Annotated in this window: 19 protein-coding genes; 13 read left to right on the top strand and 6 right to left on the bottom strand. The window is 68.7% G+C overall.

Going from position 1 to position 23539, the window contains the following annotated elements; all coding sequences use genetic code 11:
• Positions 1-55 precede the first annotated feature (55 nt).
• The 4 genes from AC1DEY_RS03555 to menD all read left to right on the top strand — a co-directional run bounded on the left by AC1DEY_RS03555 (position 56) and on the right by menD (position 6976).
• Complete coding sequence (locus AC1DEY_RS03555; RefSeq protein WP_476866777.1) at positions 56-1120, top strand: o-succinylbenzoate synthase; 1065 nt, start codon at positions 56-58, stop codon at positions 1118-1120.
• 54 nt (positions 1121-1174) lie between these two features.
• Entirely contained in the window at positions 1175-3271 is a 2097-nt protein-coding gene (locus tag AC1DEY_RS03550; RefSeq protein WP_476866776.1) for a PhoX family protein, read from the top strand.
• 154 nt (positions 3272-3425) lie between these two features.
• Positions 3426-5249 (top strand): arginine--tRNA ligase, encoded by a 1824-nt coding sequence (gene argS, locus AC1DEY_RS03545; protein ID WP_476866775.1) that lies wholly within the window; start codon positions 3426-3428, stop codon positions 5247-5249.
• Positions 5246-6976, top strand: coding sequence for a 2-succinyl-5-enolpyruvyl-6-hydroxy-3-cyclohexene-1-carboxylic-acid synthase (menD, locus tag AC1DEY_RS03540; protein ID WP_476866774.1), 1731 nt, complete (start codon positions 5246-5248; stop codon positions 6974-6976). Before argS ends, menD begins: the two co-directional genes overlap by 4 nt.
• 81 nt (positions 6977-7057) lie before the next feature.
• On the opposite strand, the gene AC1DEY_RS03535 is transcribed toward menD, so the two are convergent.
• From AC1DEY_RS03535 to AC1DEY_RS03520, 4 genes are all read right to left on the bottom strand, one after another.
• A complete protein-coding gene (locus AC1DEY_RS03535; protein WP_476866773.1) occupies positions 7058-7834 on the bottom strand; it encodes an amino acid ABC transporter ATP-binding protein in 777 nt (258 codons plus the stop codon).
• Positions 7831-8802 carry an amino acid ABC transporter permease gene (locus AC1DEY_RS03530; RefSeq protein ID WP_476866772.1) on the bottom strand — a complete coding sequence of 324 codons (972 nt, stop codon included), beginning with the start codon at positions 8800-8802 and terminating at the stop codon, positions 7831-7833. Before AC1DEY_RS03530 ends, AC1DEY_RS03535 begins: the two co-directional genes overlap by 4 nt.
• Positions 8803-8837: 35 nt before the next feature.
• Entirely contained in the window at positions 8838-9791 is a 954-nt protein-coding gene (locus AC1DEY_RS03525) for an ABC transporter substrate-binding protein (RefSeq protein WP_476866771.1), read from the bottom strand.
• A gap of 277 nt (positions 9792-10068) precedes the next feature.
• Complete coding sequence (locus AC1DEY_RS03520) at positions 10069-11451, bottom strand: isochorismate synthase (RefSeq protein WP_476866770.1); 1383 nt, start codon at positions 11449-11451, stop codon at positions 10069-10071.
• Between the two features lie 152 nt (positions 11452-11603).
• Here AC1DEY_RS03520 and AC1DEY_RS03515 point away from each other — a divergent pair, with 152 nt between their 5' ends.
• From AC1DEY_RS03515 to AC1DEY_RS03500, 4 genes are all read left to right on the top strand, one after another.
• Positions 11604-12398 (top strand): demethylmenaquinone methyltransferase, encoded by a 795-nt coding sequence (locus AC1DEY_RS03515; RefSeq protein WP_476866822.1) that lies wholly within the window; start codon positions 11604-11606, stop codon positions 12396-12398.
• A gap of 12 nt (positions 12399-12410) precedes the next feature.
• Positions 12411-13817, top strand: a complete 1407-nt coding sequence (locus tag AC1DEY_RS03510; RefSeq protein ID WP_476866769.1) for a geranylgeranyl reductase family protein — start codon at positions 12411-12413, stop codon at positions 13815-13817.
• Positions 13814-14914: a polyprenyl synthetase family protein gene (locus tag AC1DEY_RS03505; protein WP_476866768.1), complete on the top strand. Its 1101-nt coding sequence runs from the start codon at positions 13814-13816 to the stop codon at positions 14912-14914. The genes AC1DEY_RS03510 and AC1DEY_RS03505 overlap by 4 nt, the downstream gene beginning before the upstream one ends.
• A 568-nt stretch (positions 14915-15482) precedes the next feature.
• Entirely contained in the window at positions 15483-16304 is an 822-nt protein-coding gene (locus AC1DEY_RS03500) for an endonuclease domain-containing protein (RefSeq protein ID WP_476866767.1), read from the top strand.
• Between the two features lie 166 nt (positions 16305-16470).
• On the opposite strand, the gene AC1DEY_RS03495 is transcribed toward AC1DEY_RS03500, so the two are convergent.
• Positions 16471-16899, bottom strand: coding sequence for a hypothetical protein (locus AC1DEY_RS03495; RefSeq protein ID WP_229995872.1), 429 nt, complete (start codon positions 16897-16899; stop codon positions 16471-16473).
• A 20-nt stretch (positions 16900-16919) separates the two neighbouring features.
• A complete protein-coding gene (locus AC1DEY_RS03490) occupies positions 16920-17585 on the bottom strand; it encodes a trimeric intracellular cation channel family protein (RefSeq protein WP_476866766.1) in 666 nt (221 codons plus the stop codon).
• A gap of 60 nt (positions 17586-17645) precedes the next feature.
• Here AC1DEY_RS03490 and AC1DEY_RS03485 point away from each other — a divergent pair, with 60 nt between their 5' ends.
• The 5 genes from AC1DEY_RS03485 to AC1DEY_RS03465 all read left to right on the top strand — a co-directional run bounded on the left by AC1DEY_RS03485 (position 17646) and on the right by AC1DEY_RS03465 (position 23491).
• Positions 17646-18392 (top strand): sirohydrochlorin chelatase, encoded by a 747-nt coding sequence (locus AC1DEY_RS03485; RefSeq protein WP_476866765.1) that lies wholly within the window; start codon positions 17646-17648, stop codon positions 18390-18392.
• Between the two features lie 131 nt (positions 18393-18523).
• Complete coding sequence (locus tag AC1DEY_RS03480; RefSeq protein WP_476866764.1) at positions 18524-20263, top strand: nitrite/sulfite reductase; 1740 nt, start codon at positions 18524-18526, stop codon at positions 20261-20263.
• On the top strand, positions 20260-21003 hold the full coding sequence (locus tag AC1DEY_RS03475; protein WP_476866763.1) for a phosphoadenylyl-sulfate reductase: 744 nt from the start codon (positions 20260-20262) through the stop codon (positions 21001-21003). The genes AC1DEY_RS03480 and AC1DEY_RS03475 overlap by 4 nt, the downstream gene beginning before the upstream one ends.
• Complete coding sequence (gene cysD, locus AC1DEY_RS03470) at positions 21000-22067, top strand: sulfate adenylyltransferase subunit CysD (RefSeq protein WP_476866762.1); 1068 nt, start codon at positions 21000-21002, stop codon at positions 22065-22067. The genes AC1DEY_RS03475 and cysD overlap by 4 nt, the downstream gene beginning before the upstream one ends.
• On the top strand, positions 22067-23491 hold the full coding sequence (locus AC1DEY_RS03465) for a sulfate adenylyltransferase subunit 1 (protein WP_476866761.1): 1425 nt from the start codon (positions 22067-22069) through the stop codon (positions 23489-23491). The genes cysD and AC1DEY_RS03465 overlap by 1 nt, the downstream gene beginning before the upstream one ends.
• Positions 23492-23539 lie beyond the last annotated feature (48 nt).

Raw genomic sequence — 23539 nt, 5'->3', positions numbered from 1 at the left:
CCCATGCAACCTCCCCATGCAACATCCCGATTCGACACCCCAGTACAGTGGCACCATGCCCGCCCWCCCCACGCACCCCCCGGCACCCCTCGACACACCCCTGCCCGGCCTGGATGAGCTCCTGGCCGGCGCCTATGTTGTGAGCCTGCCGATGCGCGTGAAGTTCCGCGGCATCCTGCAGCGCGAGGCCCTGCTGCTCCGCGGACCGCTGGGCTGGGGAGAATTCGCCCCCTTCCCCGAGTACGGCGACGCCGAGGCCTCCCGCTGGCTGGGTGCCGCTGTCGAAGCTGGCTGGTCCGGGTTCCCGGCGCCGCTGCGGGACAGCATCCCCGTCAACGCCACAGTCCCTGCCGTGCCGTCGCACCAGGTGCCCGAAGTCCTGGCCCGTTTCGGCCGGGTAGATGCGGTCAAGATCAAGGTTGCCGAACGCGGCCAGACCCTGGACGAGGACGCCGCCCGGGTTGCCGCCGTCAGGGAGGCGCTGCCGGACGCCGCCATCCGGGTGGACGCGAACGGCGGCTGGGACGTGCCGGGCGCCGTCGCGGCACTCACACGGCTCGCCGCCGTCGGGCTCGAATATGCCGAACAGCCCGTGCCGGAGATCGCTGGCCTCGCCGAGGTTCGGCGGCAGCTCCGAGCTGCCGGAGTTCCCGTACTGATTGCCGCGGACGAGAGCGTGCGCAAAGAAGATGACCCCCTCAAAGTGGCGCGCGCCGGCGCCGCGGACCTGATCGTGGTCAAGGTCGCCCCGCTCGGGGGAGTACGGCGTGCCCTGGAGATCGTGGCGCGGGCCGGGCTGCCCGCCGTCGTGAGTTCGGCGCTGGACACCTCGGTGGGGATCCGCGCGGGGCTGGCCCTCGCCGCCGCCCTGCCCAAGCTGCCGTACGCCTGCGGCCTCGGCACAGTGTCCCTTCTCGCCGCCGATGTCACGGAAGATTCCCTGGTTCCCGACGACGGCGTGATCGCCCTCCGCGACGTCCGCCCGGCGCCGGAACTGCTGGCCGCACACGCAGCATCCCCGGACCGCCGGGACTGGTGGCTGGACCGGCTGCGGCGGGTGCATGCCGTGCTGGAGCTGAGCCGTTCATCGGATCTTCACCCGGGGGACGGGTCCGCGTAGTCCGCGGCTGGAAGGGTGGGCGCGACCGCAACTCACCCCATGGAAGGTCTCTCCATGTCTGTCTCCTCCGGACGCACGTTTTCCCTGCTCCCCATGCTCGGCCACACCAAAGGCAAGCGGAGCCCCGTCACCTGCGCGCTGAAATGCGACAACGCCTGCTCTGGCGAGGTCTGCAACACCAGTAGCAACAGCTACTTCCGTGACATCGCCTCCGCCACGATGTCCCGCCGTGCCGCCCTGGGCTTCGGCGCCGCCGGCGCTCTCGCCGTCGCGTTCGGGAACGCCGTGACCTCGGCCGGACCCGCCGTCGCCGATGGCGGGCCGGGCCTCGCGGCCGCCGCCAAGGACGGGTTTGGAAAGTCCAAGCTGCAGTTCACCGCCATCGCTCCGGTGGACGCCGCCGTCGACCAGCTCACCGTCCCCGCCGGGTTCACCTGGCAGCCGGTCATCCGCTGGGGCGACCCGCTCTTCAACGACTCGCCGGCCTTCGACATCGACCACCAGAGCGCCGCGGCGCAGGCCCGCCAGTTCGGCTACAACAACGACTACACGGACATCCTGCCGATAGATGGCTCCAAGGACCGCCGGGCCGTGCTCTTCACGAACCACGAATACACGAACGAGAACATCATGCTGCCGGCCGGGTTCGACGCCGCCGAGACCCGCGCGATCGGCCGGGCCGCCCATGGCCTGACGGTGGTCGAGCTGGAGCGCAAGAACACCAACAAGCCCTGGAGCTACGTCCGCGGCGCCGGACTGAACCGCCGCTTCCTGACGGACACCACCTACGAGCTCGACGGCCCCGCCGCCGGATCCGCGCTCCTGAAGACAGTCGCCGACCCCTCCGGCCGGGCCATCAAGGGCACGCTGGGCAACTGCTCCGGCGGAACCACCCCGTGGGGCACCATCCTGTCCGGCGAGGAAAACTTCAACGGCTATTTCGCCACGCCCGGAACCTCCGAGTCGGACAAGCGCTACGGGCTGACCAGCAAGCCCACCGCCCGCCAGTGGGAACTTGATGACCCGCGCTTCGACACCCGCAACCCCGGATACGGGAACGAGGCCAACCGCTTCGGCTGGATCGTGGAAGTGGACCCCTTCGACCCCTCCTCCACACCGCGCAAGCACTCGGCAATGGGCCGCTTCAAGCATGAGGGCGCCAACGTGATCATCGCCAAGTCCGGCCAYGTGGTGGCCTACATGGGCGACGACGAGCGCTTCGACTACCTGTACAAGTTCGTCTCGGCCGGCACGTACCGGCCCGGCAAAACGGCGGCGGACCGCAAGAACAACCTCACGCTGCTCTCGGAGGGTGACCTGTACGTCGCCAAGTTCACGGGCAACTCCCCGGCGGCCGGGTTCGACGGCACCGGGAAGCTTCCGGCCGACGGAGCCTTCGACGGCGCCGGCGAGTGGCTGCCACTCGTGGTGGGCGGACAGTCCAAGGTGGCCGGGATGTCCGTGGAAGAAGTGCTGGTGTACACCCGCCTCGCCGCGGACAAGGTGGGCCCCACCAAGATGGACCGCTGCGAGGACGTCCAGCCCAGCCTGCACACCGGCAAGGTCTACGTGGTCTGCACCAACAACGCGGACCGCGGCAAGCCGGGCAAGGAAGGGGCCACCGAGGTCAATCCCCGAACCCTGAATCGTGACGGCCACATCGTCGAAATCACAGAGACCGGGGACCAGACCTCCACCACGTTCGGCTGGAACCTGCTGATGGTCTGCGGCGATCCGACCAAGAACTCCGCCGCGTACTTCGCCGGGTTCCCCGCCAGCCAGGTCTCACCCATCTCCTGCCCGGACAACGTGGCCTTCGACTCCGTGGGCAACCTCTGGATCTCCACCGACGGCGCGCCTTCCAGCATCGGCTACGCCGACGGCCTCTTCAAGGTGACCCTGGACGGTGCCGAACGCGGCCGGGTGGAACAGTTCCTCGCCGTCCCGCGCGACGCAGAGACCTGCGGCCCGGTCATCCACGACGAGGAACGCACCGTGTTCGTCGCCGTGCAGCACCCGGGCGAGGAAGGCACGTTCGCCGAACAGCACTCCTACTTCCCGGACTACGTCGGCGCGGGCACGACGCCGAAGCCGGGCCAGGTGCGCGCCCCGCGTCCGTCCGTGGTCCAGGTGTTCCGCACCAACGGCTAGCCAGCCGCCACAGCACCACGGCACCGCGGGGTCACTTCGCGCCCATGACTTTGGGGGCTCTGGATGGGCGCGATCTGACCCCGCGCTGCTTGTGCGGGCGGGCGGAGGGGCTGGGGAGGGCAGGGGGTGAGGCCCGAACTGATAATTTGGGACTGTGAATAATCCGGCCGAATTGGTTGTCCCCAGAGTCCAGGCTGCAATTGCCACCGCGTTCGGCGAAGAGTTCCGGCAGGCGGACCCGGTGGTCAGGCCCTCCCAGTTCGCCGACATCCAGATCAACGCCGCCATGGCCCTGGCCAAGAAGGCCGGCCTGCCGCCGCGGGACGCCGCCGCAAAGATCGTGGAGGCCCTGAACCTGGACGGCATCTGCACCAGCGTGGAAATCTCCGGGCCCGGCTTCATCAACCTGAGCTTTGACGGCACGTGGATCGAGGAACTGCTCAACGCAGAGTCGGTCCGGGCCGCGTCCCCGGCCACGGCAGTCACGCCCGCCGCGACACCGCAGCGCGTCGTCGTCGACTATTCCTCCCCGAACGTGGCCAAGGAAATGCACGTCGGCCACCTGCGCACCACAGTGGTGGGGGACAGCCTCGTCAAGGTGCTCGAGTCCCTCGGCGACACCGTGATCCGGCAGAACCACATCGGGGACTGGGGCACACCGTTCGGCATGCTGATCGAGCACTGGCTCGAGATCGGCGAGGACTCCCCGGAGGCGGCGCTGCTGGTGGAGGACCCCAGCGCGTTCTACCAGGCCGCGCGGGCCAAGTTCGATGCCTCGGCCACGGACGCGGAAGGCTTCGCCACCCGGGCCCGGCTCCGCGTGGTTGCCCTGCAGGGCGGCGACGCCGAGACCTTCGCCGTCTGGCAGCGGCTCGTCGCCCAGTCCAAGCGCTACTTCAACGCCATCTACTCCACGCTGGGCATCAGCCTCACCGACGACCACATCGCGGGCGAAAGCTCCTACGACGCGCATCTGGCACAGCTGTGCCAGGAGCTCGAGGACCGCGGGCTCGCCCGGATCAGCGACGGCGCCCTTTGCACCTTCCCCGAGGGCTTCAGCGGCCGCGACGGGCAGCCGCTGCCGCTGATCATCCGCAAATCCGACGGCGGCTACGGCTACGGCACCACCGACCTCGCCACCATCCGCTACCGCGTCCGCGATCTGGCCGCCAACCGGATCCTCTATGTCGTGGGCGCCCCGCAGAACGTCCACCTGCGCATGGTCATGGCCAGCGCCCGGGACGCCGGCTGGCTGCCGGACACGGTCGAGGCCGTGCATGTGCAGATCGGCAACGTGCTCGGCGAGGACGGGAAGATCCTCAAGTCCCGGTCGGGTGCCCCGGTGAAGCTCATGGCCCTGCTCGAGGAGGCCGTGGACCGGGCCCGGGCCGTCATCGACGCGAGCCGGCCCGAGCTCAGCGAGGAGGAACGCGCCGTGACCGCCCGCCAGGTGGGCATCGGCGCCGTCAAGTACGCCGACCTCTCCACCGGCCACGACACCGAGTACGTCTTCGACTTCGACCGCATGCTCGCCCTCAGCGGCAACACCGGACCCTACGTGCAGTACGCCGCGGCGAGGATCCGCTCCATCCTTCGCAAAGCCGGGGTGCTGGAGCAGATCACCAGCGGTCTCGACGGCGGCACGCCGGCATCCGCAGCTGCGGCGGCCGGCGCCACCGGCGAAAACGGGCCCGCGACGGCGATCGCCGTCGTCGAACCCGCAGAACGTGCCCTGGCCCTGCATCTGCTGGAGTTCGACGCGACGCTGAACAAGGTCCGGGAGGCGCTCGAGCCGCACCGGCTCTGCGGCTACCTGTTTGAGCTGGCGCAGCTGTTCACGGCCTTCTACGACCAGTGCCCGGTGCTCAAGGCCGAGGAATCCGTGCGGGACTCGCGGCTGGCCCTGTGTGCGCTGGCGCTGCGCCGCCTGTCCGGCGGCCTGGAGCTGCTGGGCATCGAAACGCCGGAGAACATGTGAGTCCGGCGGATTCCGCGCCGGCCTCGTCCACGCCAGGCCTTGCCGCGGTGGAGGCCGCACGGATCGCCGTCGACACCCTGCTCGAAGCCGGTGTGCGCCAGGTGGTGGTGTCCCCGGGCTCGCGTTCGGCACCCATGGCCTACGCCCTGGCCGAGGCAGAGGCCGCCGGACGGGTTGAGCTGCTGGTCAGGATCGACGAACGTTCGGCCGGTTTCACGGCGCTGGGCGTGGCCTTGTCCACCGGCGCCCCCGCCGCCGTCCTCACCACCTCCGGGACCGCCGTCGGCAACCTCCTGCCGGCCGTCATGGAAGCCAACCACGCCGCCGTGCCGCTCGTGGTCATCTCCGCCGACCGGCCCGAGGAACTGCGGGGGACCGGCGCCAACCAGACCACCGTGCAGCTGGACCTGTTCGGCGAGCACGTGCGGTTCGCYGYCGACGTGCCCGCGGGCAGCGATCCGCRGCGCGCCGTGGATACGGCCCTCAGCGCCGCCACCGGRGCYTTCGAGGACGCCCCTCCCGGTCCTGTCCAGCTCAACCTGGCCTTCCGTGATCCGCTGGTCCCGGCCGTGGGCGACGGGCTTCCCGCCGCGGCGGGCCGGAGCGTATACCGGGCCGCCCGGAACCCCCTGGCGCTGGACTTTCCGGCCGCGTCGGCGGCCCTGCCGGAGCGGCGCACCGTGGTGCTGGCCGGGCACGACGCCGGCCCGGTCGCCGAGGCGTTCGCCCGCGCGCACGGCCTGCCGCTGCTTGCCGAACCGTCCTCCAACGCCCGATTCGGACCCAACGCCGTGGGCCCCTACCGGCTGCTGATCGACCACTTCGGCACGGATTCGGCACAGCCGATCGAGCGCGTGGTCCTCTTCGGCCGGCCGACGCTCTCCCGGCCGATCAGCGCTTTGCTGGAGCGGGCGGATGTCCCCTCGGCCCTGTACCAGCCCGTCCCGGTGGCCTGGTACGAACCCGGCCGCCGCACCGAACTGCCGCTGGAATCCCTGGCGGACCTGGCCGAGTTCGCCGGCCGCGGAGCCGCCTCGTGGCTCGATGCCTGGCTGCTGGCAGGAGCCGCCGCGCAGCACGCCGTGGACCTCATCCTTGCCGCGTCCCCTGCCGCGACCGGACCGTCCGCGGGCGCCGAGATCTGGAAGCACGCCCGCGGACAGCTGATGCTGGGCTCCTCGAACGGGATCCGCGACGTGGACCTGGCCGGGGCACCGCCCGCGGAACCGCAGGCCACCATGTTCGCCAACCGGGGCCTGGCCGGGATCGACGGCACCACGTCCACCGCCACGGGGATCGCGCTGGGCGGGCGCCAGGAAACCACCGTTTTCATGGGGGACGTGACGTTCCTGCACGACGCCGGTGGACTCCTGCTCGGCGCCGGGGAGGCCGAACCCCAGCTGCGGATCGTGGTGCTCAACGACGCCGGCGGTGCCATCTTCGGGCTCCTGGAGCACGGCGCAGTGGCCGCGGCGGGGCGCTACGGCGACGCCGTCGAACGCCTCTTCGCCACCCCGCAGCGGGTGGACGTCGCAGCCCTGGCCGCGGCATACGGCGTCGGGCATCAGGCGGTGGGCACGACGGCGGAACTCGCCAAAGCGCTGTCCCAGCCTTTGGAGGGCCGCAGCATCATCGAAGTGCGCACGGACCGGCACCGGCTCGGGGAACTGCACCGCGCCATCCGGGCCGCCGTGGCCACGGCCGTGGAAGGCCTCCCGCGGACGTAGCCCAGGTTTCCGCTACAAAAAAGGACAGCCGCTACGTGGATCCACGTAGCGGCTGTCCTTAGTCGGTGCGGCATACCGGAATTACAGCACCCGGCTCAGGAACTCCTTGGTGCGGGGATGCTGCGGGTTGGCCAGGACTTCGCGCGGGTCGCCGGATTCCACAACCACGCCGCCGTCCATGAACGTCAGGCGGTCGCCGACCTCGCGGGCGAAGCCGATCTCGTGGGTCACCACGATCATGGTCATGCCGGACTTGGCGAGGTCCTTCATCACGTTCAGGACATCGCCCACGAGTTCCGGGTCGAGCGCGGACGTGGGCTCGTCGAACAGCATGAGTTCGGGGTCCATGGCCAGGGCCCGGGCAATAGCGACGCGCTGCTGCTGGCCGCCGGAGAGCTGGTTCGGGTAGTGGCCGGCGCGGTCGCCGAGCCCCACGCGGTCCAGCAGCTCCAGTGCCCGCTTCCGGGCCACGGCCTTCGACTGGCCCTTGACCTGGATCGGGGCTTCCATGATGTTCTGCATGGCCGTTTTGTGCGGGAACAGGTTGAAGCGCTGGAACACCATGCCGATCTCGCGCCGCTGGGCTGCGATTTCCTTGGTCTTCAGGTCATGGAGCCTGCCCTTGACCTCGCGGTAGCCGATCAGCTCGCCGCCCACGGAAATGCGTCCAGCGCTGATGGTCTCGAGCAGGTTCACGCAGCGGAGCATGGTGGACTTGCCGGAACCGGACGGGCCGATCACCACCGACACCTCGCCCTGGTTGACGGTCAGGTCGATGCCGCGCAGCACGTGGTGGTGGCCGTAGTACTTGTGAAGGCCCTCGATCTGGACCAGTGGTTTCTCAGTGGTGATCGTCATTTCGCCTCCTCCTCGGGGAAGTCCATTTTCAGGTCCGGCTCGGCCTCGGCGCTGGTAGCCACCGCCGCGGAGGCCTTGGCTGCCGCGGGGTTGATTGCCGCCGGAACCCGGTTGTCCACGCCCTTGCCGTAGTGCGCCTCAATGAAGTGCTGGCCCACCATCAGCAGGCTGGTCACCAGCAGGTACCAGAAAGCAGCAACAATCAGGAGCGGAATCGGAAGGTAAATGCGGTTGGCCAGGGCATTGGTCGCGAAGGTCAGGTCCAGCGTGAACGGTACAGCCAGAACCAGGGAAGTGGTCTTCAGCATGCCGATGGTCTCGTTGCCGGTAGGCGGAACGATGACGCGCATGGCCTGCGGCAGGATGATCCGCCGCATGATCTTGCCCTTTGTCATGCCGAGTGCCTCGGCAGCCTCACTCTGGCCCGTGTCTACGGACTTCAGGCCGGCCCGGAAGATCTCCGCGAGATACGCGGACTCATTCAGGCCCAGGCCAAGGATGGCCGGGATCAGGCCGTGCGTGGGATCCGAGGTCACCCAGGTGACGGTTGCAGGACCAAACGGGATTCCGAGAACGATCGTCGGATAGAGAACAGTTGCCAGTCCCCAGAAGAGCAACTGGGTGTACACCGGGGTGCCGCGGAAGAACCAGACCCAGGTCCAGCTGGACCAGCGGAACACAAAGTTCTCGGACTGCCGCATGAAGGCCAGGAGGATGGCCAGGACGATCGCCAGGACCATGGAGGCAAACGTCAGGAACAGTGTCCACATCACGCCCTGGACCACCTTGGTGTCCAGGATGTAGGTGCCCACGACGTCCCAGCGGAAGTTGGGGTTCGTGAACAGGCTCTGCAGGAAGGCGACAAGGAACCCGACGATGATGATGGCGCTGATCCAGCGGCCGGGGTGCCGCACCGGTACTGCGTTGTTCAGTACCGGTGCTGCTTCAGCGTCCTGATGGCTGTCCATCTGTTCCCCTGCTGTTGGTGGGGTTGAGGAGAGGCTCAAGATGTCGCCGCCGGGTTGACCTGGGACGTGGTGATGGCACCGTCAGCGGCGCCCCAGCCCTCAAGGATCTTCTTGTAGGAGCCGTCCTGCATCAGTTTGGTGACGGTCTTCTGGATGACGTCGGCCAGGGCCGTGTCGGACTTGGCGACGGCGATGCCCTGGGGTGCGGCGTCGTAGACCTCGCCGAGCTTTTCGAGCTGGCCGTTGGTCTGGGTCAGCGCGTAGCCGATGATGGGCGAGTCGGCGGCCATCGCATCGATGCTGCCGTTGACCAGGCGGGTGGTGATATCCGTCTGGGTCTTGAGCGTCACGATGTTGATGGGCTGCTTGCCCTCGGCCAGGCACTTCTTGTTGCGGCCGGAGAGGTCCGGGTCCTCCTGGATGGTGCCGGTCTGCACGCCGATGGACTTGCCGCAGAGGTCATCCAGCGAGACCTTCTTCGGGTTGCCCTTCTGCACGGCCCAGCCGGTGCCGGCCTGGTAGTAGCTGACCATGTTCACCGCGGCGAGCCGCTCCGGGTTGATCGTGAAGGAAGAGATTCCGAGATCGTACTTCGGGCCCAGGGCCGGAAGGATGCCCGTGAATTCGGCCGTCTGGACCTGGACCTTCAGGCCCAGCGCGGCGCCGATCGCCTTGGCGATGTCGACGTCGTAACCCACGGCGGTCTGGCCGTCGGTGCCGAGGAATTCCGCAGGGGCATAGGAGGTATCCGAGCCCACCGTCAGGGTGCCTTTGGACTTGACCGCTTCAGGCAGCATGGCGGCCAGCGCGTCGTCCTTCTGGACCGTGCTGGGGTCAAAACTGGCCGCGGCACTGCCGGAAGCGGTGGCCGCGCCGCCGGTCCCGGTCTCGGAGGCGTTCGTGCAGGCCGTGAGGGCCAATGCGCTCACGGCGAGGACCGTGGCGGCCTTGAGTGCGGGGTTGCTCAGGAGCGAACGGGAGATCTGCATTTTCTTACCTTTTTGTTGCAGGAGGGATGCGTATTCAAGTCGATATAAAAAGTGTATCGCCGACAAAGAGATGTACGTCACAGAAAACTAAGTTTCACTATTGGATAACTAAACCAGACCCGAATGCAATATCTCCAATACCCGATGTGTCTGTAATCCCGGATTCCTGCCGGTTCGGCGGCCTCTGCGGGCCCTGCCGTTTGGGCGTCACGGCCCCCGCTGGCCCCGCAGGCCTCCCGGGCCTCCCAGGCCCCGCAGACCCCGCGAGTCCCGCGAGCTAGCTGCTGATTCCCAGCGACTCCAGCATGGGGCGGAACTTCGCCCACGTCTCGGCGAGCTCGGTCTCGGGCACCGAGCCATCCACCACGCCGCAGCCCGCGTACAGCCGGACCGTCTGCGGGGATTCGATGACGGCGCCGCGCAGCGCGATGCCCCACTCGCCGTTGCCTGCCGCGTCCAGCCAGCCGACCGGGCCGGCATACGGGCCGCGGTCCAGGTGCTCAAGCTTGCGGATCAGGGCACCCGCCACGGTGGTGGGGGTGCCACAGACCGCGGCGGTCGGGTGCAGGGCGTTGATCAGGGCCAGGCAGGTGGGGACGTGGCCTTCCACCTCGGCCAGTTCGGCCTTCACATCCGAGGCCAGRTGCCACACGTTSGGCAGTTCCAGGATGAACGGYTCGCTGTGSGCGTTCATSGCCTCGGARAASGGGGCSAGTTGSGTGGTCAGYGACTGGATGGCGATGTCGTGYTCGTGCCGCTGCTTCTCGGAGCCGGCCAGCACGCGCTCGGCGAATTCCAGCGGGGAGCCGTCCATGCCGTCGGCGTCCCGGCGGTCCAGGGTGCCGGCCAGGACGCGGGCCTGGGCAGTGCGGCCCTCCACCTGGATCAGCATTTCCGGCGTGGCCCCCACGAGTCCGTCCACGCCGTAGGTCCAGCACTCACGGTAGCGGGCGGACAGTTCACGCAGCACCTGGGCGGCATTGACGCCGGTGGGGACGGTGGCCACGATGTCCCGCGCCAGCACCAGTTTCTCCAGGGCGCCGGTCCGGATCTCCGCCACGCCCGCGGCGACGGCGGCCATCCAGGCTTCCTCAGTCAGGGAACCAGTGTGCAGGGTTGCCCCTGCAGCCAACGTCAATGGGCGTACGACGGCGCCACCCGCCTGAGCGGGCACCGGCGGCGGGTCGTCCACCACGGTGCTGCCTGCGCCGGCGCCGGCAGTGGCGCCGGCGCTGCCCAGCCACCGGTTCAGGGCGGCGCGCGCGCCGGCCTCGGTGAGTTCGCCGTCGTCGAAGGTCAATTGGGTGAGCCAAGCCTGGCCGTCACGGAGCCCCACAACGATCTCGGGGACCAGCAGGCGTGACTCGTGGGCGGAGGCTTTGGAGAAGGCGAACGAGCCAAAAGCGACCGGACCCGTGCCGGGACAGTCCACGGCGTCCTCGATGTCCGCCTCGAGAACCAGGTGACGCCACCAGATGTCGGCCTCAAGGAAGCGCTCGGCGCCGGTGGCGGTGAACCGGGCGATCTCGCCGAAGCCCACGAGTCCGGCCTCGCGGCGGGTCCAGCAGTGGACATCGTCCCGGACCAGAAACGACGGCAGGCCCCCGGGGAAAGTTTCGGCATCGAGGGGGACTGTCAAGGTGCGGAACGTGCTCGTCATGATGGCATAACACTAGCCCGTGATCGCCCCGCCGTGGATAATCACCGGCCGGCAGGGGCTGCGCGCGGCGGGCCCGTCCGTTGCCGCAGGTGAAAGCGGCGTTGATTGGCGGCCCGTTCGTGGGCGAGCCGATCATTTGAGACAATGGCATGGTGAACCGAGCATCCTTGGATAAGCGTCCGGACGAAGTAGCCACGATGTTTGACGACGTCGCACCCAAATACGACGTCGTCAACGATGTCCTGTCGATGGGGCAGACGCGGCGTTGGCGCAAAGTGGTGGTCGACGCCGTGGGCGTTTCGGCCGGCCAGCGAGTGCTGGACCTGGCTGCCGGCACGGGCACCTCCAGCGAGCCGTATGCCGACGCCGGCATCGACGTGATCGCCTGCGACTTCTCCCTGGGCATGCTCAAGGTCGGCAAGCGCCGCCGCCCGGACATCGACTTCATCGCCGGGGACGCCACGCGCCTGCCGTTCGCGGACAACACCTTTGATGCCAGCACGATCTCCTTCGGCCTGCGCAACGTCAACGAGCCCAAGAAGGCCCTGGCCGAGATGCTGCGCGTCACCAAGCCCGGCGGCCGGCTGGTCATTGCCGAGTTCTCCCAGCCCGTGGTGCCGCTCTGGCGCACCATGTACACCGAATACCTCATGCGGGCCCTGCCGGCCATCGCCGTCAAGGTCTCCTCCAACCCGGACGCCTACGTCTACCTGGCCGAGTCCATCCGTGCCTGGCCGGACCAGGACCACCTGGCGGCCTGGCTGCAGGAAGCCGGCTGGGAATCCGTCACCTACCGCAACCTCAGCGGCGGAATCGTCGCCGTGCACCGGGCCCAGAAACCGCTGGCCGGCCCCACAGGTGATCCCGCCAACGGGGCGGCAGCGCTGGCCGCCCACACCGGACCCGTGGCCAAGCTGCGCCGCAACATCACCCGGCCCGGGCGTTAGCCGATACGCGTCGTGAAAGTACTGATCGTCGGAGCGGGGCCGGCCGGTTCCACTGCCGCCTACTACCTTGCCAAAGCCGGCATTGACGTCACGGTGCTGGAGAAAACCAGCTTTCCCCGCGAGAAGGTCTGCGGCGACGGCCTGACTCCGCGCGCGGTCCGCGAGATCCAGAAGCTGGGACTCCCGCATCCGGAAACCGAGGGCTGGCGCCGCAACAAGGGCCTGCGCCTGATCGCCGGCGGCCGCACCATCGAACTGCCCTGGCCCGAGGTCTCCGACTTCCCGCAGTACGGGCTGATCCGGACCCGGCTCGGCTTCGACGAAGAACTGGCCCGGCATGCCCGGTCCGCGGGCGCCGTCGTGCTGGAACGCCACAGCGTCACCGAGGCGCTGCGCTCCGAGGACGGCCGGGTGACCGGCGTCCGCGCCGCGCTGCTGGACGAGTCCGGGCGCAAGACCGGCGAAACGCGCGACTTCAGCGCCGACGTCGTCCTCGCGGCGGACGGCAACTCCACGCGTACCGCCGTCTCGCTGGGCATCAGCAAGCGCGATGACCGGCCGCTCGGCGTTGCCGTGCGTACCTATTTCACCAGTCCCCGGCACGAGGACGACTGGATGGAAGGCTGGCTGGAGCTTCCCGGCCGCGACGGCAAACTGCTGCCCGGCTACGGCTGGGTTTTCGGCGTCGGCGACGGCACCTCCAACGTGGGCCTGGGCATCCTGAACTCCTCGAAGGACTTCGGCAAGCTGGACTACAAGCAAGTGCTGCGCGAATGGACCGCCGGCATGCCCGCCGACTGGGGCTTCGCTCCCGAGAACCAGGTGGGCGAGATCCGCGGCGCCGCGCTGCCCATGGGCTTCAACCGCACGCCGCACTACTCTCCTGGCCTGCTGCTGCTCGGCGACGCCGGCGGCATGGTGTCCCCGTTCAACGGCGAGGGCATCTCCTATGCCATGGAGTCCGCCCGCTTTGCGGCCGAATTCATCATCGACGGCGCCGCCCGGTCCGCGTCGGCAGGCTGGGGCTCCGGAGCGGAGGCCACCAGAGCCGCCGACGCGCACCTTTCCCGGTACGCCGATCATGTCCGGGAACAGTGGGGCTCGCACTTCACGCTGGGCCGGGCGTTCGCCGCCCTGATCGGCAAGCCGGCCGTCATGAAACTGGCCCTGCGGACGGGCATGCCCATCCCGGTGCTCATGCGTTTCGTGGTGCGGATGCTGGCCAACCTCACAGATCCCGCCGCCAAGGGCTTCGAGGACCGGGTCATCCGCGTCCTGGAATCCCTGGTTCCTGCAACTTCGAATCAGGCACCCTCGAAGCAGGCAAAGTCCAATCAGGCCACGCCCACCACGGACAGCGGTCCGCACACCGGCGCCAACTCCGCGGATTCCGCAACAAAAGTTAGGGTTAACCCGTGACCAACTCTGCAGACCAAAGCTGGACGCACGCCGGACACGGCCTGCCGAGCTCTGAACCCTCCCTCAACACCACGGCGATCGCCACGGGCCTCCAACTGCCGGCAGGCTTCGCGGCCATTGCCGGCGACCCCGAGCTGGGCCCCGCGCTGACCACCAACCTGGCCCGCGTCGAGAAAAGGCTGCGCGAAGCCATCGCCAATTCCGATCCCCTGGCTGATGCAACGTCGCGTCACCTCGTGGAAGCCGGCGGCAAGCGCATCCGTCCGCTCCTGACCCTGCTGTGTGCCCACCTCGGCGACGCCTCCCTGCCCGCCGTTGTGCAGGCCGCCGTCGTCGTCGAACTGACGCACCTCGCCACCCTGTACCACGACGACGTCATGGACTCCGCGCCGTTCCGCCGCGGGGCGCCGACGGCCCACGAGGTCTGGGGCAACTCCGTGGCCGTCCTGACCGGTGACCTCATCTTCGCGCGCGCGTCCATTCTGGTCTCCGAGCTCGGCTCCCGTGCGCTGGGCATCCAGGCGCGGACCTTCGAGCGGCTCTGCCTCGGACAGCTGCACGAGACCGTGGGACCCCGCCCTGACGAGGACCCCCTGGCGCACTACCTGTCCGTCATCGCCGACAAGACCGGCTCGCTCGTGGCGGCCTCCGGCCAGCTGGGTGCGATCTTCTCCGGCGCCGACGAGGCCTACGAGCCCATGCTGGTCGAGTACGGCGAAAAGGTGGGCGTGGCCTTCCAGCTCGCCGACGACGTCATCGACGTCACCGGGATCAAGGTCAAGTCCGGCAAGTCCCCGGGAACCGACCTGCGCGAAGGCGTCCCCACCCTGCCCGTGCTCCTGCTCCGCAACGCCGCCCGCGACGGTGACCAGTCCGCCGTCGAACTGCTCACCCTGATCGACGGTGACCTCAGCTCGGACGAGGCCCTGGCCGCGGCCGTGGCCGGACTCCGCGAGCACCCCGTCACGGCAGAGTCCTGGGTGGTGGCGCGCGCCTGGGCCGATGAGGCCATCGCCGCGCTTGCCCCGCTGCCCGAAGGCGTCGTCAAGGCCTCGCTGACCAGCTTCGCCCACGCGGTAGTGAACCGCAGCAGCTAACCTGCCGGCCTGGTTCTTGGGCCGGCCTCGGCGGGTTCGTTCGGCAATTCCGGCCGTGCCCCCGGCCGGTGCGTCAGGGCTGGCGCGGCGGCTGATCTTGCCTGGTTGGCCGTGCCGGGCTGATCTCGCCGGCTGATCTCGTCAGGTGGCCGCGCCGGGCTGATTTCGCCGGCCCTGCTGATTCTTAAACGGAATGGCCCCGGTTCCTCACAACGTTCGAGTCTTCCGTTGTGCCGAACCGGGGCCATTTCTCCGTTCGCATCAGATCCACCGGAGGCATTTGGTGAACCCAGAAATGACTCTATGACAGTTGTGTCATAGAGTCCAGCCCTTTCTGTTATTTTCTTGTCATAAAATTCTCAGGTCCATGCCAGCGTTGTCGCGCCGAGTTTCCCCACCTTTGGCCGGGCAGCTGCCGGACACGCCGGCCCGGCGGCGGGACACGCCGTCGGACGCCGTCAAAACTGGGGAAAGTCGGCGCCAAAGCCCGGGGGTGCCGGCGCCGGAATTTTCCACATAGATGCCAACAAGGCTGTTGGTGCGCTCGGGCCGGGACTGTGCTGGGCCCATGGACCTCACCACTTACCTCAAATACGCCGGCTCCGTGGCCCGGACGGGGACGCTGTTGCAAGCAGGCTTCTCCGAGCGGAGCATCAGGAATGCCGTGGCTGTGGGGGAGATGTCACGGCTGCGCCACGGAGTCGTGGCCCTGGAGGGCGCCAGGCCTGATCTGGTGGCCGCCGTGCTCGCGAACGGCACACTCTGCTGCGCCTCCGCCGCGCCGTTCCACGGCATATGGCGCCTTCATGAGCCCGAACGGCTGCACCTGCTGTGCGCGCACGGATCAGCGACCGGCGCCGTCATCCACCGCGGTACTGTAGTGCCCCCGGTGTTCCCGTTGCCGGTAGCCGGTCTGACGGACACCCTGCTCCATGCGCTGCGGTGCCTGCCCGCTGTCGAGGCCGCCGTCATGGTGGAAAGCGCCCTTCTCCAGGGCCGCACCACCCTCGACTACCTGCGGGAGCGGCTGCCGGGAAACCGGAACGGCGCCGCCCGCGCAGTCCTGGAGCTGGTCGACGGCACGGCGGGTTCAGCCATCGAGGTCGTTGCGAGGCTGCTTTTCCGGAGCCAGGGTATTGGCACCCAGACACAGGTGGCGCTGCCCGGGATCGGCATTGTGGATTTCCTGCTGGAGGGATTCCTGATCGTGGAGATCGACGGGAGCACCCATCTTGAGCAGGCGCAGGTAAGGAAGGACCGCGGGCGGAACAACGCCAGCACCCTGACGGGCTATGCCGTGCTCCGCTACGGGTATCAGGACGTGGTCCACACCCCGCAGAAGGTGGTTGATGAGGTGTGGCAGGTGCTCCGCGGCCGGATCATCCGCTGAGTTTCCCCAGGTATGACCGTCCGACGCCGAAAATCACCGGCGGTTTGCCAGGACACTCCGTCGGGGGAGGCCAATCATGGGGAGAATCCGCCGCGGGGCAGACAGCGCAGCAGGGCAGGCAGTGCAGCCGGCCGGGGAAGGCTGGAGGCGGGCGGCCAGCCCCGGCCTAGTCTTCGTCCTCGTCGTTGAAGGCCCACTCGAACATGTCGAAGACGAATTCGGAGAAGGTCCCCTCTTCGCTTTTCCACTGGCCGCGGGCGTTGTTGCGGCGGTAAACGATGGGATCGGGGATGCTGAGGTCCCCCACGCGGAAGCCCCAGGTGAACTGCTCCTCCTCGTCCTCGAGGAACATGAGGAAGCCTTCGTCGTCGACTTCGAGCTCTTCGGGGTCCCAGAAGTAGTGGTAGGCCTCCATGATGTCCTCGCACCCTCCGACGGCGAGGTAGAACTCGCGCAGGACCAGCGGGACTTGGAACTGGTGTTCGGCGAGGGCGGCGTCGAGCTCGTCGGCCGCCAGGCCATCTTCTTCCTGCCATTCGTCTTCGAGATACTTCGGGACAAGCGCGCGGAATTTCTCGAGGAACATGTCAGTCATGGTCTTATCCTAGCTAATCCTCAGCGGTCGTTTTCCGCCGGGTCCAGGCCCAGCCGGTGCCAGCCGCGGACGGCCAGCGGAACGTACCAGTGGCGCCGCCAGGCCGTGACCCGGAAGGCGAAAACGACGGCGGCGACAGCGCCGGCACTCACAGCTGTGAAAGCCCCCGTCAGGGACAGGATCACGGTCGATGCCGCCCCCGCGAACGCCGGCAGCGCGTACAGGTCCTTGGGGTCGAATAGCTGCGGCACCTCGTTCGCGGTGATGTCCCGGAGCAGGCCGCCGCCCACCGCCGTCGTGACCCCCAGCAGCACGGCCGCCACCGGGTTCATCCCGGCGGCCATGGCCTTCAGGGTGCCGGTGATGCAGAACAGGGCCAGCCCGCCGGCGTCGAACAGGACCAGCAGCGACGTGAAGCGCTGGACGCTGGAGAACAGGAAATACACCAGCACCGTGGCGAACAGGGGAGGCGCCAGGTAGGCCGGGTTGGTGAACGCTGCGGGCGGGCCCGCGTTGATGATGATGTCGCGGATGACGCCCCCGCCAAGGCTCACCAGCGAGGCCAGGAGCAGCGAGCCGATGATGTCGAACTGTTTCCGCGCCGCGAGCAGTGAGCCCGAGACCGCAAAGAAGAAGACGCCGGCAAGGTCAAGCCAGACCAGGACAAGGCTGAAAGAGAAGGTCATGAAGCGTCCCGGTCGATAACAAGGGGTGGATGGGGCGGCTCCAAGGTTACGCTAACGGCTATGAATAGCCCCATCCTGATCGCCTGCGCCCATGGCACGTCCAGCCCGAACGGAGCCGCGGAGGTCAACGCGCTCCGGGACGGGATCGCCGGGCTCCGTCCGGGACTGGACATCCGCGAGGCCTACGTCGACGTGCAGGATCCGGACCTGCCGGCCGTCGTCGCGGGGCTCCCGGCTGGGGAGCGCGCCGTCGTGGTTCCGCTGCTGCTCAGCGTCGGCTACCACGTCAAGGTGGACATCGCCCGGGCCGTGAAGAGCCGGCCGGACACCCTTGCCGCCGCGCCGCTGGGCCCGGACCCGCGCCTCGCGGCGCTGCTGGACCAGCGCCTGCGCGAGGCCGGCGTGACGGACAACGACGCCGTGGTCCTCGCCGCCGCCGGTTCCTCCGATCCCAACGCCTCGAAGAACGTCGAGGAGCTCGCCGACCAGCTCCGGGCGCTGCGGTCCAACCGGATCGTGGCGGGGTATGGCGCCTCGGCCAAGCCCTCGGTCCCCGAGGCCGTTGCCATGCTCCGCGAGGAGGAGGCCGGCGGCGCGGGTGCGGGGGAGTCGGCCGGGGCGGTGGACCTGGGCGGACGGGTGGTGATCGCCTCCTATCTCCTGGCGCCCGGCTTCTTCCATGACCAGCTGGCCAAGGCCGGCGCGGACCTGGTGACGGCGCCGCTCCTGCCCTCGCCCGTCCTCGCCGAAATTGCGCTGGAACGCTACGACGCGGCGCTGGCGGCAGCCTCCCAGCCACCGGACTGACCGTCCCCGCCGATGCACAGGCGCCCGGATCGATCAATGCTTTCGGGCGGTTCGTGACGAAATGTTTCCCTAGGTGACTTCCCGTTTCCGACCCTTTGTGACGGCATTACGGCCACCCCTACAGTCGATGCATGACTGATACAGCTCTAGCCGGAGCGTCCACGGACAAGCCCTCGCGCCCGGCCCGTGCCTCCCGGCCCGCCGCCAAGCCCCACGGCCAGTGGAAGGTCGACGGAACCACGCCGCTGAACGCCAACGAAACCTGGAAACAGGAAGACGACGGCCTCAACGTCCGCGAACGTATCGAGTCCATCTACTCCAAGGACGGCTTCGACTCCATCCCGGGCCAGGACCTGCACGGCCGCTTCCGCTGGTGGGGCCTGTACACCCAGCGCAAGCCCGGGATCGACGGCGGCAAGACCGCCACGCTTGAGCCGCACGAGCTCGAAGACAAGTACTTCATGCTCCGCGTGAGGATCGACGGCGGCGCGCTCACCACCGAGCAGCTGCGCGTCATCGGCAACATCTCGGTCGACTTCGCCCGCGACTCCGCCGACCTCACCGACCGCCAGAACATCCAGCTGCACTGGATCCGCGTGGAAGATATTCCCGAGATCTGGAAGCGGCTCGAAGGCGTGGGCCTGTCCACCACCGAAGCCTGCGGCGACGTTCCCCGCGTCATCCTCGGCTCGCCCGTGGCCGGCATCGCGAAGGACGAAATCATCGACCCCACCCCGCTCATCGCCGAGCTGGGCGAACGGTTCATCGGCAACCCGCTGCTGTCCAACCTGCCGCGCAAGTACAAGACCGCCATCACCGGCCACCCCAGCCAGGACGTGGTGCACGAGATCAACGACTTCGCCCTCGTCGGCGTCAAACACCCCGAACTCGGCATCGGCTACGACCTCTGGGCCGGCGGCGCCCTGTCCACCAACCCGATGCTGGGCAAGCGCCTCGGCGCCTTCGTCACCCCCGAGCAGGCTGCCGACGTCTGGCTCGGCGTCACCAGCATCTTCCGCGACTACGGGTACCGCCGCATGCGCACCAAGGCACGCCTGAAGTTCCTCATGGCCGACTGGGGCCCGGAGAAGTTCCGCCAGATCCTCGAGGACGAGTACCTCGGCTACAAGCTGGCCGACGGTCCCGCCGCGCCCAAGCCGTCCACCCCGGGCGACCACGTGGGCGTGCACGAACAAAAGGACGGCAAGTTCTTCATCGGCGCCACCCCCATCGCCGGCCGCCTCTCCGGCAGCCAGCTGGTGAAGCTCGCGGACACTCTCGAGGCCCGCGGCTCCCACCGCCTGCGCACCACCCCGCACCAGAAGCTCGTGGTGCTGGACGTGCCCAAGGACGAGGTTGAGCCGCTCGTGGCAGAACTCGACGCCCTGGGCCTGTCCGCCCGGCCGTCCGTCTTCCGCCGCGGCACCATCGCCTGCACCGGCATCGAGTACTGCAAGCTGGCCATCGTGGAGACCAAGGTCACCGCGGCCACCGCCGTCGCCGAACTGGAACGCCGCCTCGCCGACCTCGCGGACAGCGGCCAGCTGCCCCACGCACTGTCCCTGCACATCAACGGCTGCCCCAACTCCTGCGCCCGCATCCAGACCGCGGACATCGGGCTCAAGGGCATGATGCTCCCCACGCCCGACGGCGACCCCAGCCCGGGTTTCCAGGTCCACCTCGGCGGCGGGCTGGCGTCCTCGGACCGCGAAGAGGCCGGCCTCGGACGCACCGTCCGCGGACTCAAGGTCTACGTTGCGGACCTGCCGGACTACGTGGAACGCGTGGTGCGGAAGTTCGTGGCGGACCGCGCCGAAGGCCAGACCTTCGCCGAATGGGCCCACGCGGCTGAAGAGGGTGATCTGCAGTGACCGAGGCTCAGCCGCTGGCAGGCGGTGCCGCCCCCGTCGCACTCCGCTCCCATGAGGAGCTCAAGGCCCTCGCCGAGGCCGGCTCCGCCGAGCTCGGCTGGGACGCCCCGGCCCGTGACGTCATCGCCTGGGTGGCCCGCAACTTCGAGCTGCCCGCCGTCGCCGTCGCCTGCTCCATGGCCGACGCCGTCCTGCCGGCGCTGGTCGCGGACCAGCTTCCCGGCGTCGACGTCCTGTTCCTGGAGACCGGCTACCACTTCCCGGAGACGTACGCGACGCGCGACGAGGTCGCGGCCAACCTGCGCGTCAACGTCGTGGACGTCCTCCCGGAGAACACCGTGGAACAGCAGGACCGGCTCCTGGGCAAGGACCTCTTCGCCCGCGACCCCGCCCAGTGCTGCGCCCTGCGTAAAGTCGCGCCCCTGCGCCGCACCCTCGCCGACTACGAGCTCTGGTTCACCGGAGTCCGCCGGGACGAGGCCCCCACCCGCACCAACACCCCGCTGATCACCTGGGACGAGGCCAACGGACTGGTCAAGGTCAACCCGGTGGCGGCCTGGACGTTCGACCAGCTGGTGCAGTATTCCGACGACAACCTCCTGCCCGTCAACCCGCTGCTTTCACAGGGCTACCCGTCCATTGGCTGCCAGCCTTGCACCCGCAAGGTAGCGCCCGGCGATGATCCCCGCGCCGGCCGCTGGGCAGGAACCGACAAGACAGAATGCGGACTACACGTATGAGCACCCAAATCACCAACGAGGACCTGGAGCTGTCTGTGCTGGACAACGACGCTGCTGAGACGCCGATTGCCGCCCAGGGAGTGGCATCGGGCCTGTCGGAGCCGCGCGCTGGGCTGATCGAAGATCAGCCCMGCGGCGAAGGGGCGGGGGCGGCAATCGGCGACTCAAGCTCACGCCTCTCCAGCCTGGACACCCTCGAGTCCGAGGCCATCCACATCATCCGCGAGGTGGTCGCCGAGTTCGAGAAGCCGGCGCTGCTGTTCTCCGGCGGCAAGGATTCCGTGGTCATGCTGCACCTGGCCACCAAGGCCTTCTGGCCCGGCAAGGTGCCCTTCCCCGTGCTGCACGTGGACACCGGCCACAACTTCCCCGAGGTCATCGATTTCCGCGACCGCACGGTGGAGCGGCTGGGCCTGAAGCTGGTTGTCGGCTCCGTCCAGGAGTTCATCGACTCCGGTGAACTGGCCGAACGCGCCGACGGCACCCGCAACCCGCTGCAGACCGTCCCGCTGCTGGACGCGATCCAGCGCAACAAGTTCGACGCAGTCTTCGGCGGCGGCCGCCGCGACGAGGACAAGGCCCGCGCCAAGGAACGGATCCTGAGCCTGCGCGACGAATTTGGCCAGTGGGACCCCCGCAACCAGCGGCCCGAGCTGTGGAACCTGTACAACGGCCGGCACACCGTGGGCCAGCACGTCCGTGCGTTCCCGATCAGCAACTGGACCGAACTGGATGTGTGGCGCTACATCGAGCGCGAAGGCATCGAACTGCCCGGCCTGTACTACGCCCACGACCGCGAAGTCTTCGCCCGCGACGGCATGTGGCGCGCAGTCGGCGAGGTCTCCCAGCCGCGCGAGAACGAGGAAGTCATCACCAAGACCGTCCGGTACAGGACCGTCGGGGACATGTCCTGCACCGGCGCCGTGGAATCGGCCGCCGCCACCGTGCAGGATGTCGTCATTGAGGTTGCCGCCTCGACCATCACCGAACGTGGCGCCACTCGGGCCGATGACCGCATCTCCGAGGCCGCCATGGAAGACCGCAAGAAGGACGGCTATTTCTAATGAGCACGGAAACGTTTCTCCCGGACCCGGACCTGGTGTCCGCGGCGCTGCCCACCACCCTGTTCCGCTTCGCCACTGCTGGCTCGGTCGATGACGGCAAGTCCACGCTGGTGGGCCGGCTCCTGCACGACTCCAAGGCGATCCTCGCCGACCAGCTCGACGCCGTCGCCCGCACGTCCGCGGACCGCGGCTTCGGCGGGGCCGGGGCCACCGGCACGAAAGCGATCGACCTCGCACTGCTGACCGACGGCCTGCGCGCCGAGCGCGAGCAGGGCATCACCATCGACGTCGCCTACCGCTACTTCGCCACGGACCGCCGCAGCTTCATCCTGGCGGACTGCCCCGGTCACGTGCAGTACACCAAGAACACGGTGACCGGCGCGTCCACCGCGGACGCCGTCGTCGTGCTCATCGACGCCCGCAAGGGTGTCCTGGAGCAGACCCGCCGGCACCTGTCCGTGCTGCAGCTGCTGCGCGTGGCGCACGTGATCGTGGCCGTGAACAAGATCGACCTTGTGGACTTCAGCGAGGACGTGTTCCGCGAAATCGAGGCGGACGTCCAGCGGGTCGGGCGCGAGCTCGGGCTGGGGTCCGACGGTGTCGCCGATCTCCGGGTCATCCCGGTGTCCGCGCTCGACGGCGACAACGTGGTGGACGCGTCGGAGCGCACCCCCTGGTACACCGGGCCGGCGCTGCTGGAAGTCCTGGAGACGCTGCCGGCCGCCGACGAGCTCGAAAGCCACCTGGAGAGCTTCCGCTTCCCCGTCCAGCTGGTCATCCGGCCGCAGGGCGCGCTGGCGCCGGACGCGATCGCAGCCGGGCTCGACGCCGAGGCGTACCGCGACTACCGCGCCTACGCCGGGCAGATCACCGAAGGTTCGGTCAAGGTGGGGGACCAGGTCAGCATCCTGACCCCGGGCCAGGCCCCGCGCACCACCACGGTCACCGGGATCGACTTCGCGGGCAGCGAGCTCGCCGAGGCGGCCGCCCCGCAGTCCGTAGCACTGCGCCTGGCCGACGAGTTCGACGTCGCCCGAGGCGACACGATCGCCGCTGCCGGCACCGTGCGCGAAAGTAGCGCGGACCTGTACGCCGCCCTGTGCTGGCTCTCGCCCAAGCCGCTCCGCGAGGGCGCCAAGGTGCTGGTCAAGCACGGCACCCGCACGGTCCAGGCCCTGGTCCGGAATGTGACAGGCAAGGTGGACCTCGCCAGCTTCGGCCTGGAACCGACGTCCACCCTGGAGCTGAACGACATCGGGCACGCGCAGCTTCGGCTCGCCGCCGCGCTGCCGCTGGAGAACTACCTGCACCACCGCCGCACCGGGGCGTTCCTGGTGATCGACCCGCTCGACGGCAACACCCTTGCCGCCGGCCTGGTCAATGACCACCCGGGAGACCACGAGGACGAGCGCTACGCGATCTGACGCCCCTCCTCACGGGTGCAGCCTGTTTCCTTGCCCGCAGCAATTGCC

It is taken from the genome of Arthrobacter sp. 05T47 (genome assembly GCF_056395825.1).
The sequence above is the reverse complement of the archived record's forward strand: the minus strand, read 5'-3'. Positions and strand labels throughout refer to the sequence as shown.

What these genes read in the sequence shown, in the direction of transcription:
- AC1DEY_RS03535 (WP_476866773.1), bottom strand. Translation starts at nt 7,834, where the DNA reads ATGACGATCACCACTGAGAAACCACTGGTCCAGATCGAGGGCCTTCAC.
- AC1DEY_RS03530 (WP_476866772.1), bottom strand. Translation starts at nt 8,802, where the DNA reads ATGGACAGCCATCAGGACGCTGAAGCAGCACCGGTACTGAACAACGCA.
- AC1DEY_RS03525 (WP_476866771.1), bottom strand. Translation starts at nt 9,791, where the DNA reads ATGCAGATCTCCCGTTCGCTCCTGAGCAACCCCGCACTCAAGGCCGCC.
- AC1DEY_RS03500 (WP_476866767.1), top strand. Translation starts at nt 15,483, where the DNA reads ATGGACCTCACCACTTACCTCAAATACGCCGGCTCCGTGGCCCGGACG.
- AC1DEY_RS03495 (WP_229995872.1), bottom strand. Translation starts at nt 16,899, where the DNA reads ATGACTGACATGTTCCTCGAGAAATTCCGCGCGCTTGTCCCGAAGTAT.
- AC1DEY_RS03490 (WP_476866766.1), bottom strand. Translation starts at nt 17,585, where the DNA reads ATGACCTTCTCTTTCAGCCTTGTCCTGGTCTGGCTTGACCTTGCCGGC.
- AC1DEY_RS03485 (WP_476866765.1), top strand. Translation starts at nt 17,646, where the DNA reads ATGAATAGCCCCATCCTGATCGCCTGCGCCCATGGCACGTCCAGCCCG.
- AC1DEY_RS03480 (WP_476866764.1), top strand. Translation starts at nt 18,524, where the DNA reads ATGACTGATACAGCTCTAGCCGGAGCGTCCACGGACAAGCCCTCGCGC.
- AC1DEY_RS03465 (WP_476866761.1), top strand. Translation starts at nt 22,067, where the DNA reads ATGAGCACGGAAACGTTTCTCCCGGACCCGGACCTGGTGTCCGCGGCG.